Source organism: Faecalibacterium sp., assembly GCF_052358865.1.
In the GTDB taxonomy this organism is placed as follows: domain Bacteria; phylum Bacillota; class Clostridia; order Oscillospirales; family Ruminococcaceae; genus Faecalibacterium; species Faecalibacterium butyricigenerans.
The window spans coordinates 1-22,117 of sequence record NZ_DAWCVJ010000011.1; the positions used below are offsets into that span (position 1 = coordinate 1).

Genomic DNA, 22,117 nt, shown 5'->3' on the forward strand with positions numbered 1-22,117 from the left:
GCGGGTGCTTTTCTGGTTCTCTTTTGGCACGCAAAAGAGAACATTAGCCTTAATGCAAAAGCCCTCTACCCCACGCACAGGCGCGCAAAGCCGTTCATAAGGAAACCAAGCCTTACTGCAAGAGCAATTTAATCCGCGCCACCATCGCGAGAACCTGCTTAAAGAAAAACAAGCTCTACTGCAACAACGCTCTGCCCCTACGCCGCAGCTTTATTGCTGAAAATCAATTTTCAACCTCAAAGAATGCAAAAAATAAATGCTGAATCTGCATTTCCTACGGTAAAATTATAAAGAACCAGTTCAAAAAGCCGCGCTGATGTGCTATACTAGGCTGTATGAGAGGCCCACGGAGGGGAAAACGGAGGGCTTCGTCCTCGAAATGTTCCATGTGGAACAAATCTTTTTCCCGGAAGGAAGCAAGTAACGTGGCAAAAATCGTTGCTGTTGCAAACCAGAAGGGCGGCGTGGGCAAGACCACCACGGCCGTCAACCTCTCGTCCTGCGTGGCGGCGCTGGGCAAAAAGGTGCTCATCGTGGACCTCGACCCGCAGGGCAACACCACCACCGGCTATGGTATCTCCAAGCGCAGCGTGGACATTGGTACTTATGAGATCCTCATCGGCGAGGCCGACGCGCGGCAGGCTGTCCGCAAGACGGAGTTCCGCACCGATGTCATCGGCTCCAACACCCGCCTCGCGGGTGCAAGCCTTGAGATGATCGATCTGCCGGGCCGCGAAAGCCGCCTGCGGAAGGCGCTGGCCTCCATCCAGCAGGACTACGACTTCATCTTTATCGACTGCCCGCCGAGCCTCGACCTGCTGACGCTGAACGGCCTGTGCGCCTGCGACAGCATCCTCATCCCGGTGCAGTGCGAGTATTACGCGCTGGAGGGCCTGTCGGAGCTGGTCAGCACCCTCAAGACGGTCCGCAAAAAGTACAACGCCTATCTGGACATCGAGGGCGTGGTGTTCACCATGTTCGCAGTCCGCTACAACCTGACCCTTCAGGTGGTGGAGCAGGTCAAGAAGTATTTTGGAAACAAGGTCTATCAGACCACCATTCCCCGCAGCATCCGCGTCTCGGAGGCCCCCAGCTACGGCCAGCCCATCAACTTCTATGAGCCGAAGGGCAAGGGCAGCGAGGCCTATATGGATCTCGCCATCGAGTTCGTGAAGCGAAACCGTCCCGCCGAGGCCGCGCCCAAGCGCCGCCGGAAAGCCGCTGCCCCCGTCGAGACGATGGGGCTGACCGACGGAAAGACGGAAGGCTAAGGGGGAGAGAGGAGACCAATGGCAAAAGGAAGAGGAGGACTGGGCCGGGGGCTGGAAAGTCTGTTTGAGGACGCGGCCCCCAGCTTTGAGTCCGATACCAGGATCGAGACGTTACCCCTGCGGGAGATCGAGCCGGACCCCGGCCAGCCCCGCAAGACCTTCGACGACGAGACGCTGGCAGAGCTTTCGGCCAGCATCGCGGAGCATGGTTTGCTGCAGCCCATCGCGGTGCGGCCCCGGGCCTCCGGCGGCTACCTCATCGTAGCCGGTGAGCGCCGCTGGCGTGCCAGCCGGATGGCGGGACTCACTGAGGTGCCGGTCATCGTCAAGGATGTGACCGACGAGCAGGCGATGGAGCTGGCGCTGGTGGAGAACCTCCAGCGCGAAGACCTCGACCCGGTGGAAGAGGCGGCGGGCATCCGCGAGCTGATGGACCGCTGCGGCCTGACGCAGGAGCAGGCCGCCCGCAAGCTGGGCAAGAGCCGCAGTGCGTTGGCCAACATCCTGCGTCTGCTGACTCTGCCGGACTCGGTGCTCGAACTGCTGAAAAGCGGCTTCATCACCATCGGCCACGCAAAGGTGGTCTTGGGTCTGCCGACGCCGGAGCTTCAGGCGGAAGCGGCCCAGATGATCGCAGACAACCAGCTGAATGTCCGTCAGGCTGAGGCCCTCTGCAAAAAGCTGGCCAAGCCCGCGAAAGAGCCTGCGGCCCCGCCGCTGCCCAGCGCCCTGCCGGTGGAAGTGGAAGAAAGCCTCAAGCAGGCACTTGGCAGCGAAGTCCGTGTGGCCTACCACGACGGCAAGGGCAAGCTCACCGTCCATTTCTATTCAGACGACCAGCTGAAGGCGTTCGCCAATCTGCTGGGGCAGTACAGCGTGGAGTAAGTCTCTCAGAGCCTTCGGCGAAGCCGTGCCGGAGAGGTTGAGCGCAGCAGCCGCTCAAGATAGTGAATTTAGCGTACCAAGGCGGGGAACACCGCCTTTGAACGGCACAGCGGAGAACGCTCCCTGTGCAAGCAATAGAGTATAAGGAGAGTTATCATGCTTGACATCAAATTTGTCCGCGACAACCCGGATGCGGTCAAGGAAAACATCAAGAAGAAGTTTCAGGATGCAAAGCTCCCCCTCGTTGACGAGGTCATCGAGAAGGACGCCAAGTACCGCGAGTGCCTGAAGGAAGTGGAAGCCCTCAAGGCCGCCCGCAACAAGCTGAGCAAGGCCAACGGCCCCCTGTTCGGCCAGCTGAAGAAGTGCGACGACGAGGCCAAGAAGGCGGAGCTGCAGGCCCAGATCGACGCCAACAACGCCGCCGTCAAGGCAGACGCCGACAAGATGGCAGAGCTGGAAGCCGAGGAGGCCAAGCTCTCCGCACGCATTCAGGAGATCATGTACACCATCCCCCAGATGATCGACCCCAGCGTGCCCATCGGCCCGGACGACACCTACAACGTCGAGGCACAGCGCTTCGGTGAGCCTGTCGTGCCCGATTTCCCCATCCCGTACCACACCGAGATCATGGAGAGCTTCGACGGCATCGATATGGACGCCGCAGGCCGCGTGGCCGGCAATGGCTTCTACTACCTGCTGGGCAACATCGCCCGCCTGCACGAGGCTGTTCTGGCCTATGCCCGTGACTTCATGATCGACAAGGGCTTCACCTATGTCATCCCTCCCTTCATGATGCACGGCAACGTGGTGCAGGGCGTCATGTCTTTCCCGGAAATGGACGCTATGATGTATAAAATCGAGGGCGAAGACCTCTACCTCATCGGCACCAGCGAGCACACCATGATCGGCCGCTTCATCGATGAGACTCTGGACGAGGCCACTCTGCCCCTGACCCTGACCTCCTACAGCCCCTGCTTCCGCAAGGAGAAGGGCGCACACGGCATTGAGGAGCGCGGCATCTACCGCATCCACCAGTTCGAGAAGCAGGAGATGATCGTCGTCTGCCGCCCCGAGGAGAGCGCCGACTGGTATGAGAAGCTCTGGAAGAACTCCGTCGAGCTGTTCCGCAATATGGAGATCCCCGTCCGTCAGCTGAACTGCTGCTCCGGCGACCTCGCCGACCTGAAGGTCAAGAGCTGCGACATCGAGGCTTGGAGTCCCCGTCAGCAGAAGTATTTCGAGGTCTGCTCCTGCTCCAATCTGGGCGATGCACAGGCACGCCGCCTGCACATCCGCGTCAAGGGCAAGGACGGCAAGACCTATCTGGCCCACACCCTGAACAACACCTGCGTGGCTCCTCCGCGTATGCTCATCGCATTCCTCGAGAACCATCTGCAGGCCGACGGCAGCGTCACCATCCCCAAGGTGCTGCAGCCCTACATGGGCGGTCTCGAGGTCATGGTTCCCGTCCATAAGAAGTAAGCCTGTTTTCCACAGGACTTGCATAAAGCGTTGAAAACTCCCGCCATCCCCGCCGGATGGCGGGAGTTTTTGCGTGCAGGCGGGGGAGAAGAAAAATTTTCGGATTTTTTCGAAAAAGCTGTTGACAAAACGGGGGATGTTGGATATAATAATAAAGCACTGTTCAAGTGCAACAAATAAATATGGCGGTATAGCTCAGTTGGCTAGAGCATTCGGTTCATACCCGAAGTGTCACCGGTTCAAATCCAGTTACCGCTACCACATTACAGAGTTTCGCTAAGATAAGGGGGACGGTCGTCCGCAATAGTGGATGATGGAAGTCGGAGGTTTTAGCGAAGCTCTGTATTTATAAGGCCCGTTGGTCAAGCGGTTAAGACACGGCCCTTTCACGGCTGTAACATGGGTTCGATTCCCGTACGGGTCATAAAAACGCCTTTGCGCATCTGCGCAAAGGCGTTTTTTGTTAGACCCGTACGGGAATCGAACAGGGCGGCGGCGCGCAGCGCCGTAAGCAATCAGCCCAGTGGGCTGTTGCTTAGCCCGCGGGTCCCACGAGTCAGGAATGTCTACCGTGGTTGCTGCTGTCTGGGCGCAAGGGCGTTTTTTGTTAGACCCGTACGGGAATCGCAACAATGACGACCGCTGCCAGCGGCAGAAACAGGGAGTCATTGTTGGGGCCGTGGCCAGCAAGACGCGAGTGCCGTCCAAGACACGAAGCGGATGCTGGGAGCCACAACCCGGTACAGGGCGGCGGCGCGCAGCGCCGTAAGCAATCCGATTTTTCAGTGTTTTTCGCAGCGCAGATAGGCCAGAATATCCTCCGGCTTCGCGGCCAGCGCGTCCGCACCGGCAGCGGTAAGCTCCGCCTCGCCTCGGAAGCCCCAGAGAACGCCCAGAGCGGGCAGACCGGCATTGTGCCCGGTGAGGATGTCCACATCGCTGTCGCCCACGAAGAGGGTGCTCTCCGGCGCTGCGCCGAGGTCTGCCATCAGGGAGTAGACACCGGCCGGGTCGGGCTTGGTGGGCACACCGGGACGGCTGCCCCGCACCAGCGAAAAGCTGCCCGGGCCGAAGTAGTGCTCGATGATCTTTCCACAAAAAGCGTCCGCTTTGTTGGAAAAGACGGCGGTCTGGATTCCCTCGGCCTTCAGCGCGGCCAGAAGCTCGGGGATGCCGGGGTAAGGGGCGGTCTTATCCGCCTTGTGGGCGTCGTACCGGGCCGAGAACTCGGCCAGCGTCGCGGCCAGCCGCTCCGGCGTCCGGGCCTCCGCGGGGGAAAAGCGCTCCACCAGCTTGGGGATGCCGTTGCCGACAAAATGCTTGTAGGTCTCCACCGGAAAGGTGGGCCAGCCGTGCTGGGTACAGACCCAGTTGGCGGCGTCGGCGAGGTCGTCGATGGTGTTCAGAAGGGTGCCATCGAGGTCGAAAAGGATGGTTTTTATCATGAGAATCAGACTTCCTTTGCTTTATGTTTCCTGCTCCACTGCGGCAAGACAGGGTTCGGCGTCCTGCACGGGGATGCTGCGCACCTTGAGCCGCACCTGCCCGGGCAGAGCCAGCGTCAGGGTAAGCCGCTGGTAACGGGCCGCCCACGGTGATTGGAGGGTGCGCAGGCAGACATCCGGGTGGAGCACACAGATGCAGTGGAGATAAACGCCCTTCTGCCGCCGCAGAGTGAAGCGGCCCTCCCGCAGCCAGATGCCCTCCCGCAGCCAGCCCATCAGCCCGCCGGCCAGAAAGATTGCAGACACTGCCGTCGGGATGAGCAGCGTCACCGTGAGGGCGGGCAGGACGGTGCGGGAGACCAGCACCAGCAGCAGACACAGCCCGAAGGGGATGCCGGCAGGCGCGAAGAAGACGGCGCTGCGGTGAGCGAGACTGGGCCGGATGTCCGGCGGCATCCGGAACTCGGGCAGAAGCTCCCGGAACAGTGCTTCCTGCCCGGAGCGGTAGACAAAAAGAGGAAGTTCCGGGCGGCAGCTGCCCGCCACCACAAACACCGGCCACCGCTTCATCAGCCGGGCGGTGGGGGAGAATCGGACGTCCGCATAGCTCACCTCGCGGCTCCGCACCCGGAACTCGAACCGGGACAGCCAGCCGCCTCGGCTCCCCAGCTGGTCGGCGGTGTGCCAGACCGTGTAATGGATGGTCTGGGCGAAGCTGCGCCCGAGGCTGGCCCCGAAGAGCGTCCCGGCCAGCACCAGCATCCACGCCGCACCGGCGGGCAGCCAGTGAGCCGCGAACCGGACAAGGACGTTCAGCCGGGAGAGGGCCAAAGCTTCCGCCGTGAGGGGAAAGGGGCGGCTCTGCCGGATAGCCAGATAGAGGAGGGCCAGCGTAGACAGGACGTTGGCCCCCAGAAGCACCATCGCCGCCCGCTCGCCGCCTGCGGGCCGGTGACAGACCGGGTCACAGATGGGCATGAGGCGGTCAGCCAGCTCTTGTGCGTCCTCCTTGTACAGGTAAAGGGTGACGGCCCGCTTGGCAGGCTGGCCCACCGGGTAGAGAACCACCCGGCTGGCCCCCATCAGCCGGAACAGCAGGGGCCGCTCGATGGTCAGCGCGGCCAGCGCCTCGCCCCGCAGGATGCGCTCCTGCTTGGCGGCGAAGGCCCACCGCAGCCGGAGCACCCCCGCGTCGTCCAGCGCCCAGCTGCTTGCCTCCAGCAGCACCCAGCTTGCCCCGCAGAGGAAGAGCAACAGCGCGGCGTCCTGCCGCAGAGCGGTCAGCAGAGCGCTCAGGCTGAATTCCAGCAGGGCGTTTGCCAGTGGCAGCAGACAGAGGAGGACCGTCTTGCGCAGGAAGCGGAGGGCTGCGAGAGGGTGATAATGCCGCTTTCGGGTCATGGTGCCTCCTCCGCCAGAATGTGGGCCAGAAGTCCGGCCTGCTGGGCCGGGATGGCGGGCAGGATGAGCTTTGCGCCCGGGGCGGCCACGATGAGCAGCGAGACGCCGCCCAGCCGCATCAGGGGCGTGCGGAGGAGCCGGACGCTGGTAACGGCCCGGCGGGGCAGGACCTGCCGCAGGGGGATCGCTGCGCCGGAATAGACCGTCACCGTCCGCGCCCCCAGCACGGCGGCAAAGCTGCAGGCCCGCGCCCAGAGGCAGTAGAGGAGGGCGGCCCAGAGCAGGCAGAAGCCCGCCCCGGCGGCGAGGCTCTGCCAGAACACGAAGGGCGCAGCAAACAGCCCCGGCACCGCCGCCCAGACGCAGAGGACGGCCCGGCCGGAGGGCGGGATGATGACGGCGGTGCGCCGCAGCTCCTGCTCGGTCACTTGCCGCTGAGGCCCCATGCCTCGGTGAGCTGATGGAGGCTGTCGTCCCGGGTCAGGCAGAGAATGTGGTCCCACGGCAGCAGGACGGTGCTGCCGTGGGGGATGATGAACTCGGTGTCGCGGGTGATGCTGACCAGAATGGTGTCGCCCGGGATGGGGATGTCCATGATGGCCTTGCCCGCGTAGATAAAGCTCTCCGGCAGCAAGATCTCGTTCAGGCTGGCGGTGCCGCCGCCCAGCGAGAGGAGCTGGCGGATGGTGTCCGTCTCGATCTCCCGTTCGAGGATATGGCTCAGGTTGTCGGTGCCGCAGACCACGGTGTCCACGCCGAGGGTGTGGAGCAGCTCGCGGTTCTTGGGGTTGGAGGCACGGGCCACGGTGCGGTTCACGCCGAACTCCCGCTTGGCGATCTGGCAGGCCACGAGATTGTCCTCGTCGGAGCCGGTCACGGCCACAAAGGCGTCGCAGCTGGCCGTGTCGGCGGTGCGCAGAGTGTCCACGCTGATGGAGTCGCCGCAGATGACCGGGATGTCCAGCATATCGGCCAGCATCCGGCACTGGCTCTCCACCGGCTCAATGATGACGACGCTGTGGCGGTTGGCCAGCAGGCTTTGGGCCAGATAACGGCCCACACGCCCGCCACCTGCAATACAAACTTTCATAATATTACCTCATTATACGGAAAGTATCAGTTATTTGGACAGAGAACGGAACACAGCCTGCTCGGTGAGGACGGTGGGGCAGATGGTGTCCAGCTCATAGGCCTTGTGGTAGAGCACCTGAAGATGAGGGTCAGAGACGCGGCAGATGACCTTTTCCCGCTGGAAGAGGCTCTTGGCAATCTGCGAGGCCATGAGGTTGAGAGAATCGTCCTCGCTGACAGCGGCCACCGCGTCGCAGTTCTCGATGCCGCCCTGACGTAGCACGTCGGGGTCGGTGGGGTCGCCCACAAGGGCATTGCCGCTGAACGTATAGTCATCGAAGCCGTCCAGCCGCTTGAGCTGCTCGGAGTCCTTTTCGATGATGGAGATGTCATGGCCGATGCGCTCCAAGTCCCGCACCAGTGCTGCGCCCACCTGGTCGCAGCCGATCACTAGAATGTTCATAGGATTACCTCACTCTATAGAATTGCATACGGTAAAAGAGAAAAATGGGGGACGGGTTCGCGCGCCAAAAGAGAACCAGAAATGGTTCTCGCGCTGGTAGCGCGGGGGATGTTTTTTCTTTCGGTCAAATGGCTTGCGCTCCGCGCGGGCCAGAGGCAGGGAGGGGTGTTTCGACTCCCCCCTCCCTACCTCTGGACTCCACTCTCCCCGCAACGAGTTAAGGGCTGCTCGCCCTTAACAATTCCAAAGAAGAAGTCGAAGCACAAAAATGCTAGCCGCTTCGCTAAACGCATTTTTTGTGCTTCTCCCATTTACGGCTCCGCCGAAGATTTCACGTCTCTGCTGAACTTCACGCCCTGCGAGGGCGTAACACCAGCTGCGAAGCAGCAAATCGGAGAAACGAGAAAAAAGCGTTTAGCGAAGCGGCTAGCTTTTTTCCGTTTCGACAACTCCTTCGGGGTCTGAAAGGGGCGAGCAGCCCCTTTCTCGTGCCTCCCGCGCCTCGAAAGTAGCGGGTGCTTTTCTGGTTCTCTTTTGGCATGCAAAAGAGAACTTAGCCTTAATGAAAAAGCGCTCTGCCCCGCGCACAGGCGCGTACGCTCACTTAAAGAAAAAGCCAGCCCTACTGCAAGAGCGCTCTGTCCCGCGCTACCAGCGCGAGAACCATCCCCCTGAAATCTATATCTCAGTATAGCATATTTTCCCCCGCAGATAAATAGAAAAGCGGTAGGGGAACCGAAGGCAAAAATTCAGCTTTCTAGTGCAGAGCGGGCCGGAATATGGTATACTGAAGCCGTATGACGAAAAGAATCACAAAAGCCCGTGCGCCCGGCGTGCGGCAGGAGGAGTGCGTATATGTTTCTTGAGATCATCAAAGCGATTTTGATGGGCATCGTGGAGGGCATCACCGAGTGGCTGCCCATCTCGTCCACGGGCCATATGATCCTGCTGGAGCAGGTGGTGAAGTTCAACGCCAGCGAGGAGTTCATGTCCATGTTCCGGGTGGTCATCCAGCTGGGTGCCATCCTTGCGGTGGTGGTGCTGTTCTGGGGCAAGCTGTGGCCCTTCGGCCTGCGGCATGGCCGCGTCATCTCGAAGCCCAGCGTCTGGCAGCTCTGGTTCAAGGTGGTCGTCGCCACCCTGCCGGTGCTGGTCATCAGCCCGCTGGACGACTGGATGGAAGTCCGCTTCTACAATTACATCACCGTGGCCGCGATGCTGATTCTCTATGGTGTCCTCTTCCTTCTGGTGGAGAGCCGCTGCATCCAGCCCCGTGTGACCCGTCTGGAGCAGATCACATACCGCGACGCCCTCATCGTCGGCATCTGGCAGATGCTGGCCATCATCCCCGGCACCTCCCGCTCGGGTGCGACCATCGTGGGCGGCCTGCTGCTGGGCCTCTCCCGCGCCTGTGTGGCAGAGTTCACCTTCTACCTTGCCATCCCGGTCATGGCGGGAGCCTCCCTGCTCAAGGTGCTCAAGTTCGCCCTCTCCGGTGTCGCCATCACCGGCACCGAGATCGCCGTTCTGGCGGTGGGCTGCGTGGTGGCCTTCGTGGTCAGCCTTGCGGCCATCCGCTTCCTGATGGGCTACGTCAAGCGCCATAACTTCACCTTCTTCGGCATCTATCGCATCGTTCTCGGCCTCGTGGTGCTGGCCGTGGCTGCGGTGTCTGCTATGATGTAACAGCTTATGATCCTCTCAAAGCCCCTCGCCCCGGCGAGGGGCTTTTCTTGCGCCATTCTACGGCCTTTTGGGCGAAATAATAAATAAGAAAAAAGGCTGACTTTTTGTGATTATGCCAAAAATAAAAAACAGGGTTGACAATCTATTACAGGGGGGGATATAGTAGAGCCACAAGGCGGACGTCCGGAAAAAGATGCCGCCAAATCAAGATGGGAGGAACAAAAAATGAAACTCAAGAAAATCGTGGCAGCCGCAGCAGCGGCTGTGATGGCTCTGGCAATGCTCACGGCGTGCTCTGGCGGCGGCGGTGGCGGTGGCGTCACCGTGAAGAAAATTGCGTATAAAGATAGCCGAATGGCTCAGATGGAGACTCAGGTAGCGAGCACGAAGCAGTTATATTTGGAAATGGAGCAGAGCGCGTCCGGTATTACGAGAACTGTGAAAATGGCAGTCAAAAATAATGCAATGAGCCTGAATATGTATGTGGGCAACTCTCATTGGATGGGCATGATTCAGAAAGATAACAAAAAATATGACATTGAATATCCCGACTATCCCTATTATAATTATGTGGATGAAGATGGTAAGAAGCTGACGGTTCCCGTTTACAAGATGTATCTGCTGGCTCCGGACGAGGGCGGCAATAATGGATTCATGGATGACTATGATGAGAATACTGAGGTCGAGGTCGGCACTTATCCGGTTGCGGGCAAGAACTACTATGCAGAGAGCATTACCGACGAAGATGGCGATACAACGACATATTGCTTTGACGGAATGAAAATCGTTGCAATGGTGGAGACTGAAAAGGGCAAGCAGCCTCAGGTAATTCTTATCAAAAATTTCCGCAATACCGATGTGCCGGACAGCTTGTTTAAACTTCCGGACGATGCGGTTGATTCAAACACCCTTAAGTGATTGACAGAATAATGCCCTCAAAGCCCCTCGCCCCGGCGAGGGGCTTTTCTTGCGCCCACTCTCCCGGCGTGCTATAATATTTTCAGAGAGTATAAGCGCGGCGAAGGTGCGTCGCGCACCTGAGAATGTCAAAAGAGAATGGGAGGAAAAACCGATGGAAGCATCGACCGTCTACTATACCGATTTCCGCTGCCCTGTGGGCACCAGCCTCACCGAAAAGCTGCGCCGGCTGTGCATCGCGGCAGGCATCAAGAACATCGATATGGAGGGCAAGTTCGTTGCCATCAAGATGCATTTCGGCGAGCTGGGCAATCTGGCCTATCTGCGCCCCAACTATGCTAAGGTAGTCGCCGACCTGTGCAAGGAGCAGGGCGGTATGCCCTTTTTGACCGACTGCAACACCCTGTATCCGGGCAGCCGCAAGAACGCCCTCGAGCACCTCACCTGCGCCCAGCTCAACGGCTTCTGGCCCATGACCACCGGCTGTCAGGTCCTCATCGCCGACGGCCTGCGGGGCACCGATGAGGTCGAAGTGCCTGTGCCCAACGGCGAATACTGCAAGACCGCAAAGATCGGCCGCGCCATCATGGATGCCGACATCTTCATCAGCCTGAGCCACTTCAAGGGCCACGAGTCCACCGGCTTCGGCGGTGCCATCAAGAACATCGGCATGGGCTGCGGCTCCCGCGCGGGTAAGATGGAGCAGCACGCCTCCGGCCACCCGGCCGTACAGGAAGACCTCTGCCGCGGCTGCCACCGCTGCGCCAAGGAGTGCGGCTCGGACGCCATCCGCTACAACGAGAAGAACAAGGCCGTCATCGATCAGGACAAGTGCAAGGGCTGCGGCCGCTGCATCGGCGCCTGCAACTTCGACGCCATCTACGCTCTGTGCGACAGTGCCAACGAGATGCTCGACCGCAAGATGGCCGAGTATGCCGCTGCCGTCTGCGATGGCCGCCCCACCTTCCACATCAGCCTCGTGCAGGACATCAGCCCCAACTGTGACTGCCACGTCGAGAACGACGCTCCCATCCTGCCGGACATCGGGATGTTCGCGTCCTTCGACCCGGTGGCCCTCGATCAGGCCTGTGCCGATGCCTGCCTGAATGCCGCTCCGCTGCCCAACAGCCAGCTGGGCCAGAACCTCGCCACCCCGGGCTGGAACTGCCACCACGACAACTTCAAGGATTCCAACCCCAACATCGAGTGGAAAGCCACCCTCGAGCAGGCTGAGAAAGTCGGCATGGGCACCCGTGCCTACACCCTCAAGAAGGTCTGAGCCTTAAACCAAAGGCCGGACGCCTCCCGCACAAAAGCGGAAAGGCGTCCGGCCTTTTTGTTCGTCTTAATACTCGCCCTTTGCCTCCGGTACGAGGGGGTCTACGACCTCTTCGAGGGCGTTCCAGTCCTTCTCAGAGAAAGTCAACTTATCGGCCTCGAGGCCCACATCGTCGAGACGGCCTGCCATGGCGTCCTTATCTTCCAGCAGGGCGGCGGCATCCTCTTTTATCATGGGCCATGCCTCGGCAAAGCCCTCCTGCTCGATGCCGGAGAGGTTGTCGTACCACTGGGTGTAGGCGTCCTCAATGGCCGCGTCGGTGCGGGCGGAGAGGTTGGCCTCGTCGGCCCAGACCAGCAGGGTGGCTGCGGCCTGCACGCTCTTGAGGGAGCAGCCGGACACGCCCGGCCCCCAGCCGAGGCTAGGCGCAAAGGCGGCTGCGGTGCCGTCCACGCTGAACAGGGAGTTTTCGTCGAAGTCCTTGTTGAACAGCCCGGAGGTGTCGGCCTGCACGGTGCTGCTGGGTGCGCTCTCGCTGCTGGCGCTGGACGACGACGGGCTGGACGCCGAGGAGCTTGCGTGGGAGGCGTCATCGCTGGTGTCGGAGCAGCCTGCCAGCAGGCCGCAGAGCAAAGCTGCGCTCACAAGGAGCGAAAGGATACGCTTTTGAGTCATAAGGGAGGACCTCCTTCTATCTGCGCCCGGCGCGGGGCCGGGGAAAATATCTCTCTGAGACTAGTATACTGTTCTGCCGCGCGGTTGTCAATCGGCCTTGGGACGAACAAATTTATTGCCCCGGCGCGGCGGGGCCGGATTGACCTTTCCTGCCCGGAGGGCTATAATAAAGGATACATGAATCGTCAAAATATCAAGGAGAAATAACTATGAAGAATGCAGCTTTTTCGATGGAAGAGCTTTTCCGTTTTCTGGACGCAGGCGTCAGCGCCTTCCACTCCACGGCGGCCGCTGCGGCCATTCTGGAGGCTGAGGGCTATGTGAACTGCCCTGAGAGCGCCGCATGGGAGCTGGCCCCCGGCGGCAAGTATTACACCACCCGCAACGGCTCTGCCGTGCTGGCGTGGCGGATGCCGAAGGGGGAGCTGACCGGCTGGCACGCCGCTGCCAGCCACAGTGACTCGCCTACTTGGCGCATCAAGCAGTTCCATACCGAGGACGGAGTCTTTGCCAAGGCAGAGGTCGAGGGCTACGGCGGCATGATCATGCCTTCCTGGTTTGACCGTCCCCTGACGGTGGCGGGCCGCCTGCTGGTGCGCACCGGGAGCGGCATCGAGAGCCGTCTGGTCTGCCCCGACCGCGCGCTGGCCTGCATCCCCAACCTCTGCATCCACTTCAGCCGCGACCTCAACAACGGCATGAAGTACAACCCGCAGGTGGATCTGCAGCCCATCTTCGGCGGCAAGGGCGGCAGCCTGAAGGACGTTCTGGCGGAGGAAGCCGGCGTGAAGGCCGAGGACATCCTCGACGCCGACCTCGTCCTCGCCACCCGCGAAAAAGCCGTCCGCATGGGCCTGAACGGCGAGTATTTCATGTCCGGCCGCATCGATGACCTCGAGTGCGCTTACACCACCCTGTGGGGCTTTTTGCAGGGCCGTGGCGAGGAAGAGGGCCGCGGCGACATCTGGGTGATGTTCGACAACGAGGAGGTCGGCTCGTCCAGCCGTCAGGGCGCTCAGGGCACCCTCATGGCCGATGTGCTGGCCCGCATCGAGGAGAGCATGGGCGTCAGCCGGGAGCAGAGCATCCGTGCCCGCACCAACGCTCTGGTGCTCAGCGCCGACAACGGCCACGCCACCCATCCCAACCACCCCGAAAAGAGCGACCCCGCCAACCCCGTCGTCATGGGCGGCGGCGTCCTGCTGAAGTATAACGCCCGCCAGACCTACACCACCAGCGGCTTCACCGGTGCAGCCTTCACGGCCATCTGCAAGAAGGCTGGGGTTCCGGTGCAGGTGTTCGCCAACCGCGCCGACGTGCCGGGCGGCTCCACGCTGGGCAATCTGCTGGGCCACCAGATCCTGATGCCGATGGTGGACATCGGTCTGGGCCAGCTGGCCATGCACTCCGCCATGGAGACGGCCAGCTGCGCCGACGCCGAGTACATGGCAAAGGCCGTGGCAGAGTATTATAACACCCCCATCTTCCAGCCGAAGGACGGGGAGTGGAAGCTGGGCCTGTGAGCGCAGCAGTAGGGCGGTTCGCTCCCAGCCCCAGCGGGCGGCTGCATCTGGGGAATCTGGCGTGCAGCCTCCTTGCATGGCTGAGCGCGAAGCGTCAGGGCGGGCGTATCGTCCTCCGCATCGAGGACTTGGACGCAGAGCGCTGCCCCCGCAGGTACGCCGACCAGCTGGAAGAGGACCTCGCATGGCTGGGCCTTGTCTGGGACGAGGGCGGCAGCCGGGGCGGGCCGCACCCGCCCTATTACCAGAGCGAGTGCAGCGGCATCTACGCCGAGAGCTACCGGAAGCTCGAGGCCATGGGCCTCGTCTACCCCTGCTTCTGCTCCCGCAGCCAGCTCCATGCAGCCAGCGCGCCCCACACCTCGGACGGCAATGTCATCTACCCCGGCACCTGCCGGGGGCTGACAGCGGCGGAAATCGCTGAGAAGCGGAAAAAGAAGGCTCCGGCCTACCGTCTCATGGTTCCGGACGAGGATGTCACCTTCACCGACGGCTGTATGGGCGTTCACACCGAGAATCTCCTGCACGACTGCGGCGACTTCTACCTCCGTCGTGCCGACGGCGTGTTTGCTTACCAGCTGGCCGTCGTGGTGGACGACGCCCGGATGGGTGTCACCGAGGTGGTGCGGGGAGCTGACCTGCTCTCCTCCACGGCGCGGCAACTCTATCTTTACCGGTTGCTGGGCCTGCCTGCGCCGCATTTTGCCCATTGTCCGCTGCTGCTGGCTTCGGACGGGCGGCGGCTGTCGAAGCGGGACGGCGACCAGAGCCTTGAGAACCTCCGCGCCCGCTATACAGCCGAGGACATCGTGGGCCGTCTGGCCTATGCCTACGGCTTGCAGGAAGAGCCTGCACCCCGGACGCCGGAAAGCCTCATCAAGGACTTCTCGTGGGAGAAAGTGCCGAAGGCGGACATCTGCCTGCCAGAGGGGCTGTTTGAATAATTGATAGGTACCCCTGATACTGGGACACCCAGTATTGGGGGTATTTTTGTATACGTGAGTTTTCTTATGAACGGCTTCGCGCGCCACCAGCGCGCAGAAAACTTGAGGATACAAAAAGACCCTCAGGTCTCTCCCAAAGAAACCTGAGGGTCAACAACGGCTCAGAGCCGCTGCGGAATGCGGTGCATCTCTCCCGAACGCTCGAGGGTCGTGGCGGCGGCGTCCAGCGCAAAGGCCAGCGCTGCGCCCAGCGCCACGTCGATGCAGCTGTGCTGCTTGAGCAGCATGGTGGACAGGATGATGGCGACGCCCAGCACATTGGCGGCAGGCCGCATCCAGCGGCGGCGCGGCTCGTCGAAGCAGCGGCTGCGGCGGTAGCCGATCATCAGAGTCACCGAGTTGAAGACGTGGATGGAGGGACAGACGTTCTTGGAGCTGTCAACGGCGTAGAGCATCCGCACCAGACGAGCGAAGATGTCGCTGCCATACACCCGGTAGGGCCGCAGGGCAAGCCCCGTGGGCAGCAGGACGTAGCAGCTCAGGGCGATGGTCATGCCGGCGAACAGGCACAGGCAGACCCGCCAGAAGTCGCTGCGGTCGCCCCGCAGCAGCAGATAGAACAGGGTGAAGGGAATCCACGCAAACCAAGCAAAATAAGGGACGATGGCGTATTTGCAGAAGGGGATGACATCGTCCAGCTGACAGTGCACCCAGATGGCGGGGACGGTGATGTTTACCTCAAGCCAGTGGAATGCGGTCAGATAAAATACCGTATAAAGAGCCATGAAAGAGACAGGATGGCGTGCAAACCAGCTGCGCATCGATAACACTTCCTTTTTGGGGCACACGTTTCGGACTTACCCCGGCAGCATAGCATTATACGCCCTGAGCAGGAAGAAAACAAGACAAAAATCTGACAATCTTACTAAAACACGCTGCGAAAAATTGTGCATATGGTCGGCTGTTTCTGGCCCACAAACAAAAAACAAGCCGCTGCCAGCTGGCAGCGGCTTGCCGCTTGAAATTCAAGCAGTGCCGTCCGGAATGGGTACACTCAGACGGCGGCGAAACTCAGACGAGTACGCCGGGCTGTTATGCAGCCTTCTTCTGGGTATTCTTCTTGGTCGCGTGCAGGAAGATGGCCAGCATTGCGACGGCGAAGATGACGCCGAAGGGATACGCAACAGCGGTGTTGTAGATGGTAGCGCCCTCAGCGGTCTTGCTGTTGAGGATGCTGCCGAGGCACTCAGGAGCCAGAACGAAGTAAGTAGAGGAGACTGCGCTCATGAAGGTAGCGGGAACAGCGGTGATCCAGTAGTTCTTCTTCTCCTGGAAGAGGTACATGGAAGCAGCCCACAGGACGATCATAGCCAGAGTCTGGTTGGTCCAGCTGAAGTAGCGCCAGATAACGGTGTAGTTGATGAAGCCCAGTGCATTGCCGATGCCGAGGAAAGCGCCGACGCCCAGAACGGGCACGCAGAGCTTCAGGCGGTTTGCGTAGCTGTCCTGATCGATCTTGAACCAGTCGGCCAGAGTCAGACGAGCGGAACGGAATGCAGTATCGCCAGAGGTGACGGGGCAGATGACGACGCCGATCATAGCCAGCGCGATGCCCACGCCGCCCATGGTCTTGGAGCAGACGTCGTAGATGGCGGCGGACTGGCCCTCAGCCAGAGCAGCTGCCAGACCGGTGTTCAGGCCGCCGGTGATCTCGTACAGAGAGCAGCCAGCTGCGGCCCAGATCAGAGCGATGATGCCCTCGCAGACCATTGCGCCGTAGAAGACGAAGTGGCCCTGCTTCTCACTCTTCATGCAGCGAGCCATCAGAGGCGACTGGGTGGAGTGGAAACCGGAGATAGCGCCGCAGGCAACGGTAATGAACATGAAGCTCCAGATCGGAGTTCCGGAGGGATGCATGCTGCCGAAGTGCTCCCAGATCTCGGGGATGGTGTAAGCGGGGTTGGTGAAGATGCCGAAGATAACGCCGACAGCCATGATGATCAGGCAGATGCCGAAGACGGGGTAGATCTTACCGATGATGGCGTCGATGGAGATGAAGGTCGCAATGAAGTAGTAGACCAGAATGATGACCAGCCAGAACAGGGTGGTGGTCAGAACGCCGGACATACCGCTGTTCTTGCACAGGGTCACGATCAGGCCGGCAGGGCCGACTGCGAACACGGTACCGACCATGATCAGCAGCACGACGGAGAACACACGCATGATGTTCTGCATCACAGGGCCGAGGTACTTGCCGGTGATCTCTGCGATAGAGCCGCCGTCATTGCGCTCGCTCATCATGCCGGAGAAGTAGTCGTGCACACCACCGGCAAAGATGGTACCAAAGGTGATCCACAGGAACACCACAGGACCCCACAGAGCACCCTGCAGTGCGCCGAAGATGGGGCCGAGGCCCGCGATGTTCAGCAGCTGGACCAGAAACAGCTTCCACTGAGGCATCACGACGTAGTCAACGCCGTCGTTGATGCGGACAGCAGGAGTTTCACGGTCATCGGGTCCGAACGTGTTGTCAACGATCTTGCCGTAGACGAAGTAGCCGCCGATCAGGATCGCTAAACAGAGTAAGAAACTAATCATACCAGAAACCTCCTTTTTGATTTTCTGCAAGCTGGCCCCATTCTGCCAGCTGCCAAAATCATCCTTGGCTTTATGTTAACACATTCTTCATAAAATGGATAATATGCTTCTGGTATGGGCTGTATATCAAAAAATATATGGCACATCACCTTGTTTGTGAGGCAATGTGCCATATTTTAACGCAGATAAGAGAAAAAATGAAGGGCGCTTCTCTTTGAAACGCTCCCGGGAAGATGCGGGAGGCATATCGCCGAAAATTTCGGCTCTTTTTTGTGCAGAGTGACAGGGAAACCCGCTTTCTTGCCTCTTTTCGTGGCTTTTCTGCCGAAAGCGGCGGGCTTATTTTACCGTGAGGGCGGCTTCCCGGTGGAGCAGGTCGATAAAAGTCTGCTCTTCGGGGCGGAGTGCGCCGTGGTCGGGGTAGACCAGCACGTCCCGCATGACCTGACGCTGGGCGGGGCACTTCCGCAGCACCAGATGGAACTGGTCCAGCGCCCGCTGGGGCATGGGAGAGGCCCACATATAGGCCGAGGGCAGCTGCTGCAGGATGGAGAACTGGCTGCACCGCTCGTAGACATGGATGCGGCGGATGTCGTTGACGTGCCAGCGCACGCCGTCGCCGCCGTCCTCGCCGGGCAGCTGGAAGTCGTCGTGCATGATCTCCATATAATGGTTCAGCTCGGCGAGGTCTTTCACCTCGTGTCTGGCCAGCGGGCCGTCCCGGTTGGTGAGCAGGCGGTACTCGAACTCCATCACCGGCTCCATCTTGAGGCCTCGGCGGGCACAGTAGTGGGTGTAGTGGTCGTCGTCCTCGGCGGCATACCGCAGCAGCGCCAGATGATAGCCCCGGCGCAGCACGAAGTCCAGCGCCTCCATCGAGCCGCCTTCCCGGATGTGGATGCGGAGCTGGTCGGCCCCGGCGGCCTCCTTCAGGAAATCCACCGCCGCATAGGAGGCGTAGGTGGCGTGGGGGATCATCACCCGCAGCTCGGCGCAGCGCTCCCGGGCGTGGTGGGCGTCCTCGGTGAGGCGGTCCACCTCTTCCAGCACCCGCGCGGCCTGCTCGATGAACCGACGTCCCTGCTCAGTGGGGATCATGCCGGTGGAGGAGCGCTCGAAGATGCGCAGGCCGTACTCCTCTTCCAGATTCTTCAGCGCCTTGCTGACGTTGGGCTGGGCGGCGTAGAGCTGCTTTGCCGCAGCGCTCACCGACCCCCATTTCTTGATCGCAACGAGATAACGCAGTTCCGTGATGTTCAAAGCCCTTCCTCCCCCTGTCAACGCAGATTCCCCTCTATTTTATCAGCCCGGCGGCAGACGTGTCAAGCTGTGGTTGACGGGCCGGACCGCCCGGCTTATAATAAAGGAAAACGCCCCGCGCAGGAGCGGGGCAGGAGGTGGAGCAGATGGAGCGCTGCCGCGTTCTGCGCATCGAAGAACAGATGTATGGCTGCGAGGAGCTGCCCGAAGGGGCCGAGGTCTGCTGTGATGTGACGGTGGAGGCGGCGGACGGCACCCGGAAGACCCTGTCCTGCCCCGACGCCGCGCTGATACGGCAGGGCATCGGCGAGGGAGACCGGGTGCTCTGGGACGGCATGGAACTGAAAAAGGAGAGGAACAGCATGAAAAAGATCGAGACTTCAGCCCTCATCGGTCTGGGTGCACTGGGCATTCTTTTTGGCCGGAAGATGCCCGGCGTGAAGGTCATTGCGGACGCCGGGCGCATCGCCCGCTACTCGGCCCAGCCGGTGGTCTGCAACGGCGAGGAGTGCCATTTTGACTACGTCACCCCCGAGCAGGGCCAGCCGGTGGACCTCCTTCTGGTGGCCGTCAAGGCCACTGTGCTGGAACAGGCCATCCGGGACATGAAAAAGTTCATCGGCCCGGATACCATCATCCTCAGCGTCCTCAACGGCATCACCAGCGAAGAGGACATTGAGGCCGTCTACCCGGGACACTGTCTGTGGAGCGTCGCCATCGGCATGGACGCCACCCGTGTGGGCCGCAGCCTGACCTTTGGCGCGCCGGGCCGCATCCAGTTCGGCGAGAAGAACGGCGAGATGACCGACCGCGTCAGGGCCGTGGATGAGTACCTCACCGCCTGCGGCATCGCCAGCGAGCCGTGCAGCGACATCCTTTTCAAACAGTGGAGCAAGCTGATGGTCAACGACGGCCTGAATCAGGCCGCCGCAGCCTTCGACCTGCCCTACGGCGGCCTGACCAAGCCCGGCCCGGCCTACGACAAGATGCTCGAGGCCATGCAGGAGGTCATCGACCTGTCGGTGCTGGAGGGAGTCAACCTGCCTGCCGACAACCACAAGGCCTTCCTCGAGTCTATGGCCCCCACCTTCAAGCCCGACGGGATGCCCAGTATGCGGCAGGATGTCCTCGCCCAGCGTCCCACCGAGGTGGAGGAGTTTGCGGGCGTCGTCCGCCGTCTGGCGAAAAAGCACGGGATGCCCACCCCGGCCAATGATTTCTTCTACGAGAAGATCCGGGAGATCGAGGCCGGATACCACAAGGAATAAGGAGATGCTATGCACAACATTTATTTCGCCCGTCACGGCGAGACGGTCTGGAACGTCGAGAATAAGATCTGCGGCATGACCGACAGTCCCCTCACCGAGAAGGGCCGTCAGCAGGCCCGGGAGCTGGGCCGGAAGGTCCGGGAGAGCGGCGTCCGTATCGACGAGATCCTCTACTCGCCCCTGAGCCGCGCCGCCGACACCGCAAAGGCCGTGGCCGAGGCCACCGGCCTGCCCGCCCGCTGTGAGCCGCGTCTGCGGGAACAGTGCTTCGGCCGCTACGAGGGCACACCCCGGGACGGCGCGGAGTTCCGCATCTCCAAGACCCACTTCGCCGACCGCTACGGCGACGGCGAGAGCATGATGCAGCTGGCCCAGCGCATCTACAATCTGCTGGACGAGCTGCGGCAGGACGAGGACAAGACCTATCTTCTCGTGGCCCATAACGGCATCGCCCGGGTGGTGGAATCCTATTTCCACGACATGACCAACGAGGATTACGCCGCCGCAGGCATCAAAAACTGCGAGATGGTGGAATATCGGTTCGAATAACAGCAAAAGGCCGTCGGGAAGCTCCCGGCGGCCTTTCTTTTCAACATTATGCCTTGCGGTAGTGGAAAACTTTGTCTTTCCGGACGAACATCAGCACGGTGACGCAGAGTGCACCGGCCTCGGCCACCGTAACGGCCAGCCAGACGCCCTCGATGCCCAGCACGAGGGGCAGGAGGATGAGGGCCAGCAGCTGGAACAGCAGGGTGCGCAGGAAGGAGATGAGCGCACTGGTCACGCCGTCACCCAGCGCCGTGAAGAAGGAGGAGCCGTAGACGTTGAAGCCCATGAGGAAGAAGTTCAGGGCGTAGACGCGGAAGGCGTGGCTGGTCAGCGCCAGCAGCTCGGCGTCGTAGCCCACGAAGATGCGGGCCACATAGGGGATGAGGACCATGGAGAGGGCCGTCATGAGGACGGCCACCACGCCGATGAGGCGAAGGCTCTTGGAGTAGAGGTTGTTCAGCTCGGCATGGTTGCGTGCGCCGTAGTGGTAGCTGACGATGGGGGCGCTGCCGACGGCATAGCCCACGAAGACGGCCACGAAGAGGAAGGCCGCGTACATGATGACGCCATAGGCCGCCACGCCGTTTTCGCCCGCGAAGCGGAGGAGCTGGTAGTTGTAGAGGATGTTGACCAGAGACATGGACAGGTTGGTCATCAGCTCCGAGGAGCCGTTGATGCAGGCGCTGCGGATGACGCCGCCGTTCCACTGGGTGCGGCCCAGATGGATGGAGGAGGTGGAGCGCCTGCTGAGGAAGTAGAGCAGGGGCAGCACGCCGCCCACGGCCTGACTGATGAAGGTGGCGATGGCTGCGCCCTCCACGCCGCCGTGGAGCATACCCACCAGCAGGACATCCAGCACCATGTTGGTGCCGCCCGCCGCCACCGTGAACGCGAAGCCCAGATGGGGCTTTTCGGCGGTGACGAAGAAGCTCTGGAACAGATTCTGCAAAATAAAGGTGGGCAGGCTGGCCATCAGGAGGCGGCCATACCGGACGGCGTAGTCCAGCATCTCGCCCTCTGCGCCCAGCGCCGCCGCCGCCGGGCGGACGATGAGAACACCGACAGCGGCGAGGACGATGCCCGCGAGGAGGGCCGTCCAGACGAAGAGGCTGAAATAGCGGTCGGCCTTTTCCCGGTCGCCCTCGCCCAGCGTGATGCCCACGATGGCGCTGCCGCCGGTGCCCAGCATGAAGCCCACCGAGCCGACCAGCATCGGCACGGGCATGATGAGGTTGACGGCGGCAAAAGCCGTCTTGCCCACAAAGTTCGAGACGCACAGGCCATCCACGATGCCGTAGATGGAGGTGAACAGCATGGTGCCGACACAGGGCAGCACGAACCGTAAAAGGCGGCTGTAGTTGAAATGGTCGGATAACTGTATTTTCTGCTTTAACAT

20 protein-coding genes and 2 tRNA genes are annotated in these 22,117 nt (G+C 61.1%); 12 read left to right on the top strand and 10 right to left on the bottom strand.

Translation table 11 applies throughout. The features are described from left to right. Nucleotides 1-425: 425 nt before the first annotated feature. From ACT8X9_RS03355 to ACT8X9_RS03375, 5 genes are all read left to right on the top strand, one after another. Nucleotides 426-1,271, top strand: coding sequence for a ParA family protein (locus tag ACT8X9_RS03355; protein ID WP_227621822.1), 846 nt, complete (start codon nucleotides 426-428; stop codon nucleotides 1,269-1,271). 18 nt (nucleotides 1,272-1,289) lie between these two features. Further along, nucleotides 1,290-2,156: a ParB/RepB/Spo0J family partition protein gene (locus ACT8X9_RS03360; RefSeq protein WP_227621823.1), complete on the top strand. Its 867-nt coding sequence runs from the start codon at nucleotides 1,290-1,292 to the stop codon at nucleotides 2,154-2,156. Between the two features lie 156 nt (nucleotides 2,157-2,312). After that, the gene (serS, locus tag ACT8X9_RS03365; protein WP_227621824.1) at nucleotides 2,313-3,641 is read left to right on the top strand and encodes a serine--tRNA ligase; all 1,329 of its coding nucleotides are present in this window, start codon (nucleotides 2,313-2,315) and stop codon (nucleotides 3,639-3,641) included. Nucleotides 3,642-3,825: 184 nt separating this feature from the next. Next, nucleotides 3,826-3,902: transfer RNA gene (locus ACT8X9_RS03370), tRNA-Met, on the top strand. A gap of 91 nt (nucleotides 3,903-3,993) precedes the next feature. Then, nucleotides 3,994-4,065, top strand: a tRNA-Glu gene (locus ACT8X9_RS03375). Between the two features lie 358 nt (nucleotides 4,066-4,423). Here the strand turns inward: ACT8X9_RS03375 and ACT8X9_RS03380 are convergent. Genes ACT8X9_RS03380 through ACT8X9_RS03400 form a run of 5 tightly spaced genes read right to left on the bottom strand, consistent with a single transcriptional unit; the run spans nucleotide 4,424 to nucleotide 8,021 of the window. Continuing rightward, complete coding sequence (locus tag ACT8X9_RS03380; RefSeq protein ID WP_444268131.1) at nucleotides 4,424-5,086, bottom strand: HAD family hydrolase; 663 nt, start codon at nucleotides 5,084-5,086, stop codon at nucleotides 4,424-4,426. Between the two features lie 21 nt (nucleotides 5,087-5,107). Beyond that, a complete protein-coding gene (locus ACT8X9_RS03385; protein ID WP_444268132.1) occupies nucleotides 5,108-6,487 on the bottom strand; it encodes a PH domain-containing protein in 1,380 nt (459 codons plus the stop codon). Continuing rightward, nucleotides 6,484-6,915 (bottom strand): hypothetical protein, encoded by a 432-nt coding sequence (locus tag ACT8X9_RS03390; protein ID WP_444268133.1) that lies wholly within the window; start codon nucleotides 6,913-6,915, stop codon nucleotides 6,484-6,486. The genes ACT8X9_RS03385 and ACT8X9_RS03390 overlap by 4 nt, the downstream gene beginning before the upstream one ends. Then, complete coding sequence (locus ACT8X9_RS03395; protein ID WP_227621828.1) at nucleotides 6,912-7,577, bottom strand: potassium channel family protein; 666 nt, start codon at nucleotides 7,575-7,577, stop codon at nucleotides 6,912-6,914. Before ACT8X9_RS03395 ends, ACT8X9_RS03390 begins: the two co-directional genes overlap by 4 nt. 30 nt (nucleotides 7,578-7,607) lie before the next feature. Continuing rightward, a complete protein-coding gene (locus ACT8X9_RS03400; protein ID WP_444268134.1) occupies nucleotides 7,608-8,021 on the bottom strand; it encodes a potassium channel family protein in 414 nt (137 codons plus the stop codon). A gap of 855 nt (nucleotides 8,022-8,876) precedes the next feature. On the opposite strand from ACT8X9_RS03400, the gene ACT8X9_RS03405 reads away from it, so the two are divergent. The 3 genes from ACT8X9_RS03405 to ACT8X9_RS03415 all read left to right on the top strand — a co-directional run bounded on the left by ACT8X9_RS03405 (nucleotide 8,877) and on the right by ACT8X9_RS03415 (nucleotide 11,904). Further along, complete coding sequence (locus ACT8X9_RS03405) at nucleotides 8,877-9,707, top strand: undecaprenyl-diphosphate phosphatase (RefSeq protein WP_444268135.1); 831 nt, start codon at nucleotides 8,877-8,879, stop codon at nucleotides 9,705-9,707. Between the two features lie 225 nt (nucleotides 9,708-9,932). Beyond that, complete coding sequence (locus ACT8X9_RS03410) at nucleotides 9,933-10,625, top strand: hypothetical protein (protein ID WP_444268136.1); 693 nt, start codon at nucleotides 9,933-9,935, stop codon at nucleotides 10,623-10,625. 154 nt (nucleotides 10,626-10,779) lie between these two features. Next, complete coding sequence (locus ACT8X9_RS03415; protein ID WP_444268137.1) at nucleotides 10,780-11,904, top strand: DUF362 domain-containing protein; 1,125 nt, start codon at nucleotides 10,780-10,782, stop codon at nucleotides 11,902-11,904. Between the two features lie 66 nt (nucleotides 11,905-11,970). Here the strand turns inward: ACT8X9_RS03415 and ACT8X9_RS03420 are convergent, their stop codons facing one another. Next, entirely contained in the window at nucleotides 11,971-12,579 is a 609-nt protein-coding gene (locus tag ACT8X9_RS03420; RefSeq protein WP_444268138.1) for a hypothetical protein, read from the bottom strand. A 209-nt stretch (nucleotides 12,580-12,788) separates the two neighbouring features. Between ACT8X9_RS03420 and ACT8X9_RS03425 the strand changes: the two genes are divergently transcribed. Further along, complete coding sequence (locus ACT8X9_RS03425) at nucleotides 12,789-14,102, top strand: M18 family aminopeptidase (protein ID WP_227621833.1); 1,314 nt, start codon at nucleotides 12,789-12,791, stop codon at nucleotides 14,100-14,102. After that, a complete protein-coding gene (gene gluQRS, locus ACT8X9_RS03430; RefSeq protein ID WP_227621834.1) occupies nucleotides 14,099-15,046 on the top strand; it encodes a tRNA glutamyl-Q(34) synthetase GluQRS in 948 nt (315 codons plus the stop codon). Before ACT8X9_RS03425 ends, gluQRS begins: the two co-directional genes overlap by 4 nt. Nucleotides 15,047-15,207: 161 nt before the next feature. Here gluQRS and ACT8X9_RS03435 read toward each other — a convergent pair whose 3' ends face one another. The 3 genes from ACT8X9_RS03435 to ACT8X9_RS03445 all read right to left on the bottom strand — a co-directional run bounded on the left by ACT8X9_RS03435 (nucleotide 15,208) and on the right by ACT8X9_RS03445 (nucleotide 18,904). Next, on the bottom strand, nucleotides 15,208-15,867 hold the full coding sequence (locus ACT8X9_RS03435) for a phosphatase PAP2 family protein (RefSeq protein ID WP_444268139.1): 660 nt from the start codon (nucleotides 15,865-15,867) through the stop codon (nucleotides 15,208-15,210). 271 nt (nucleotides 15,868-16,138) lie between these two features. Next, on the bottom strand, nucleotides 16,139-17,644 hold the full coding sequence (locus ACT8X9_RS03440; protein WP_444268140.1) for a carbon starvation CstA family protein: 1,506 nt from the start codon (nucleotides 17,642-17,644) through the stop codon (nucleotides 16,139-16,141). A 339-nt stretch (nucleotides 17,645-17,983) separates the two neighbouring features. Further along, nucleotides 17,984-18,904 carry a LysR family transcriptional regulator gene (locus ACT8X9_RS03445; protein ID WP_444268141.1) on the bottom strand — a complete coding sequence of 307 codons (921 nt, stop codon included), beginning with the start codon at nucleotides 18,902-18,904 and terminating at the stop codon, nucleotides 17,984-17,986. A 146-nt stretch (nucleotides 18,905-19,050) separates the two neighbouring features. Between ACT8X9_RS03445 and ACT8X9_RS03450 the strand changes: the two genes are divergently transcribed. Next, on the top strand, nucleotides 19,051-20,172 hold the full coding sequence (locus ACT8X9_RS03450) for a ketopantoate reductase family protein (protein ID WP_227621702.1): 1,122 nt from the start codon (nucleotides 19,051-19,053) through the stop codon (nucleotides 20,170-20,172). 9 nt (nucleotides 20,173-20,181) lie between these two features. Further along, on the top strand, nucleotides 20,182-20,721 hold the full coding sequence (locus ACT8X9_RS03455; RefSeq protein WP_227621701.1) for a histidine phosphatase family protein: 540 nt from the start codon (nucleotides 20,182-20,184) through the stop codon (nucleotides 20,719-20,721). Between the two features lie 46 nt (nucleotides 20,722-20,767). Here ACT8X9_RS03455 and ACT8X9_RS03460 read toward each other — a convergent pair whose 3' ends face one another. Further along, nucleotides 20,768-22,117 carry an MATE family efflux transporter gene (locus ACT8X9_RS03460; protein WP_444268142.1) on the bottom strand — a complete coding sequence of 450 codons (1,350 nt, stop codon included), beginning with the start codon at nucleotides 22,115-22,117 and terminating at the stop codon, nucleotides 20,768-20,770.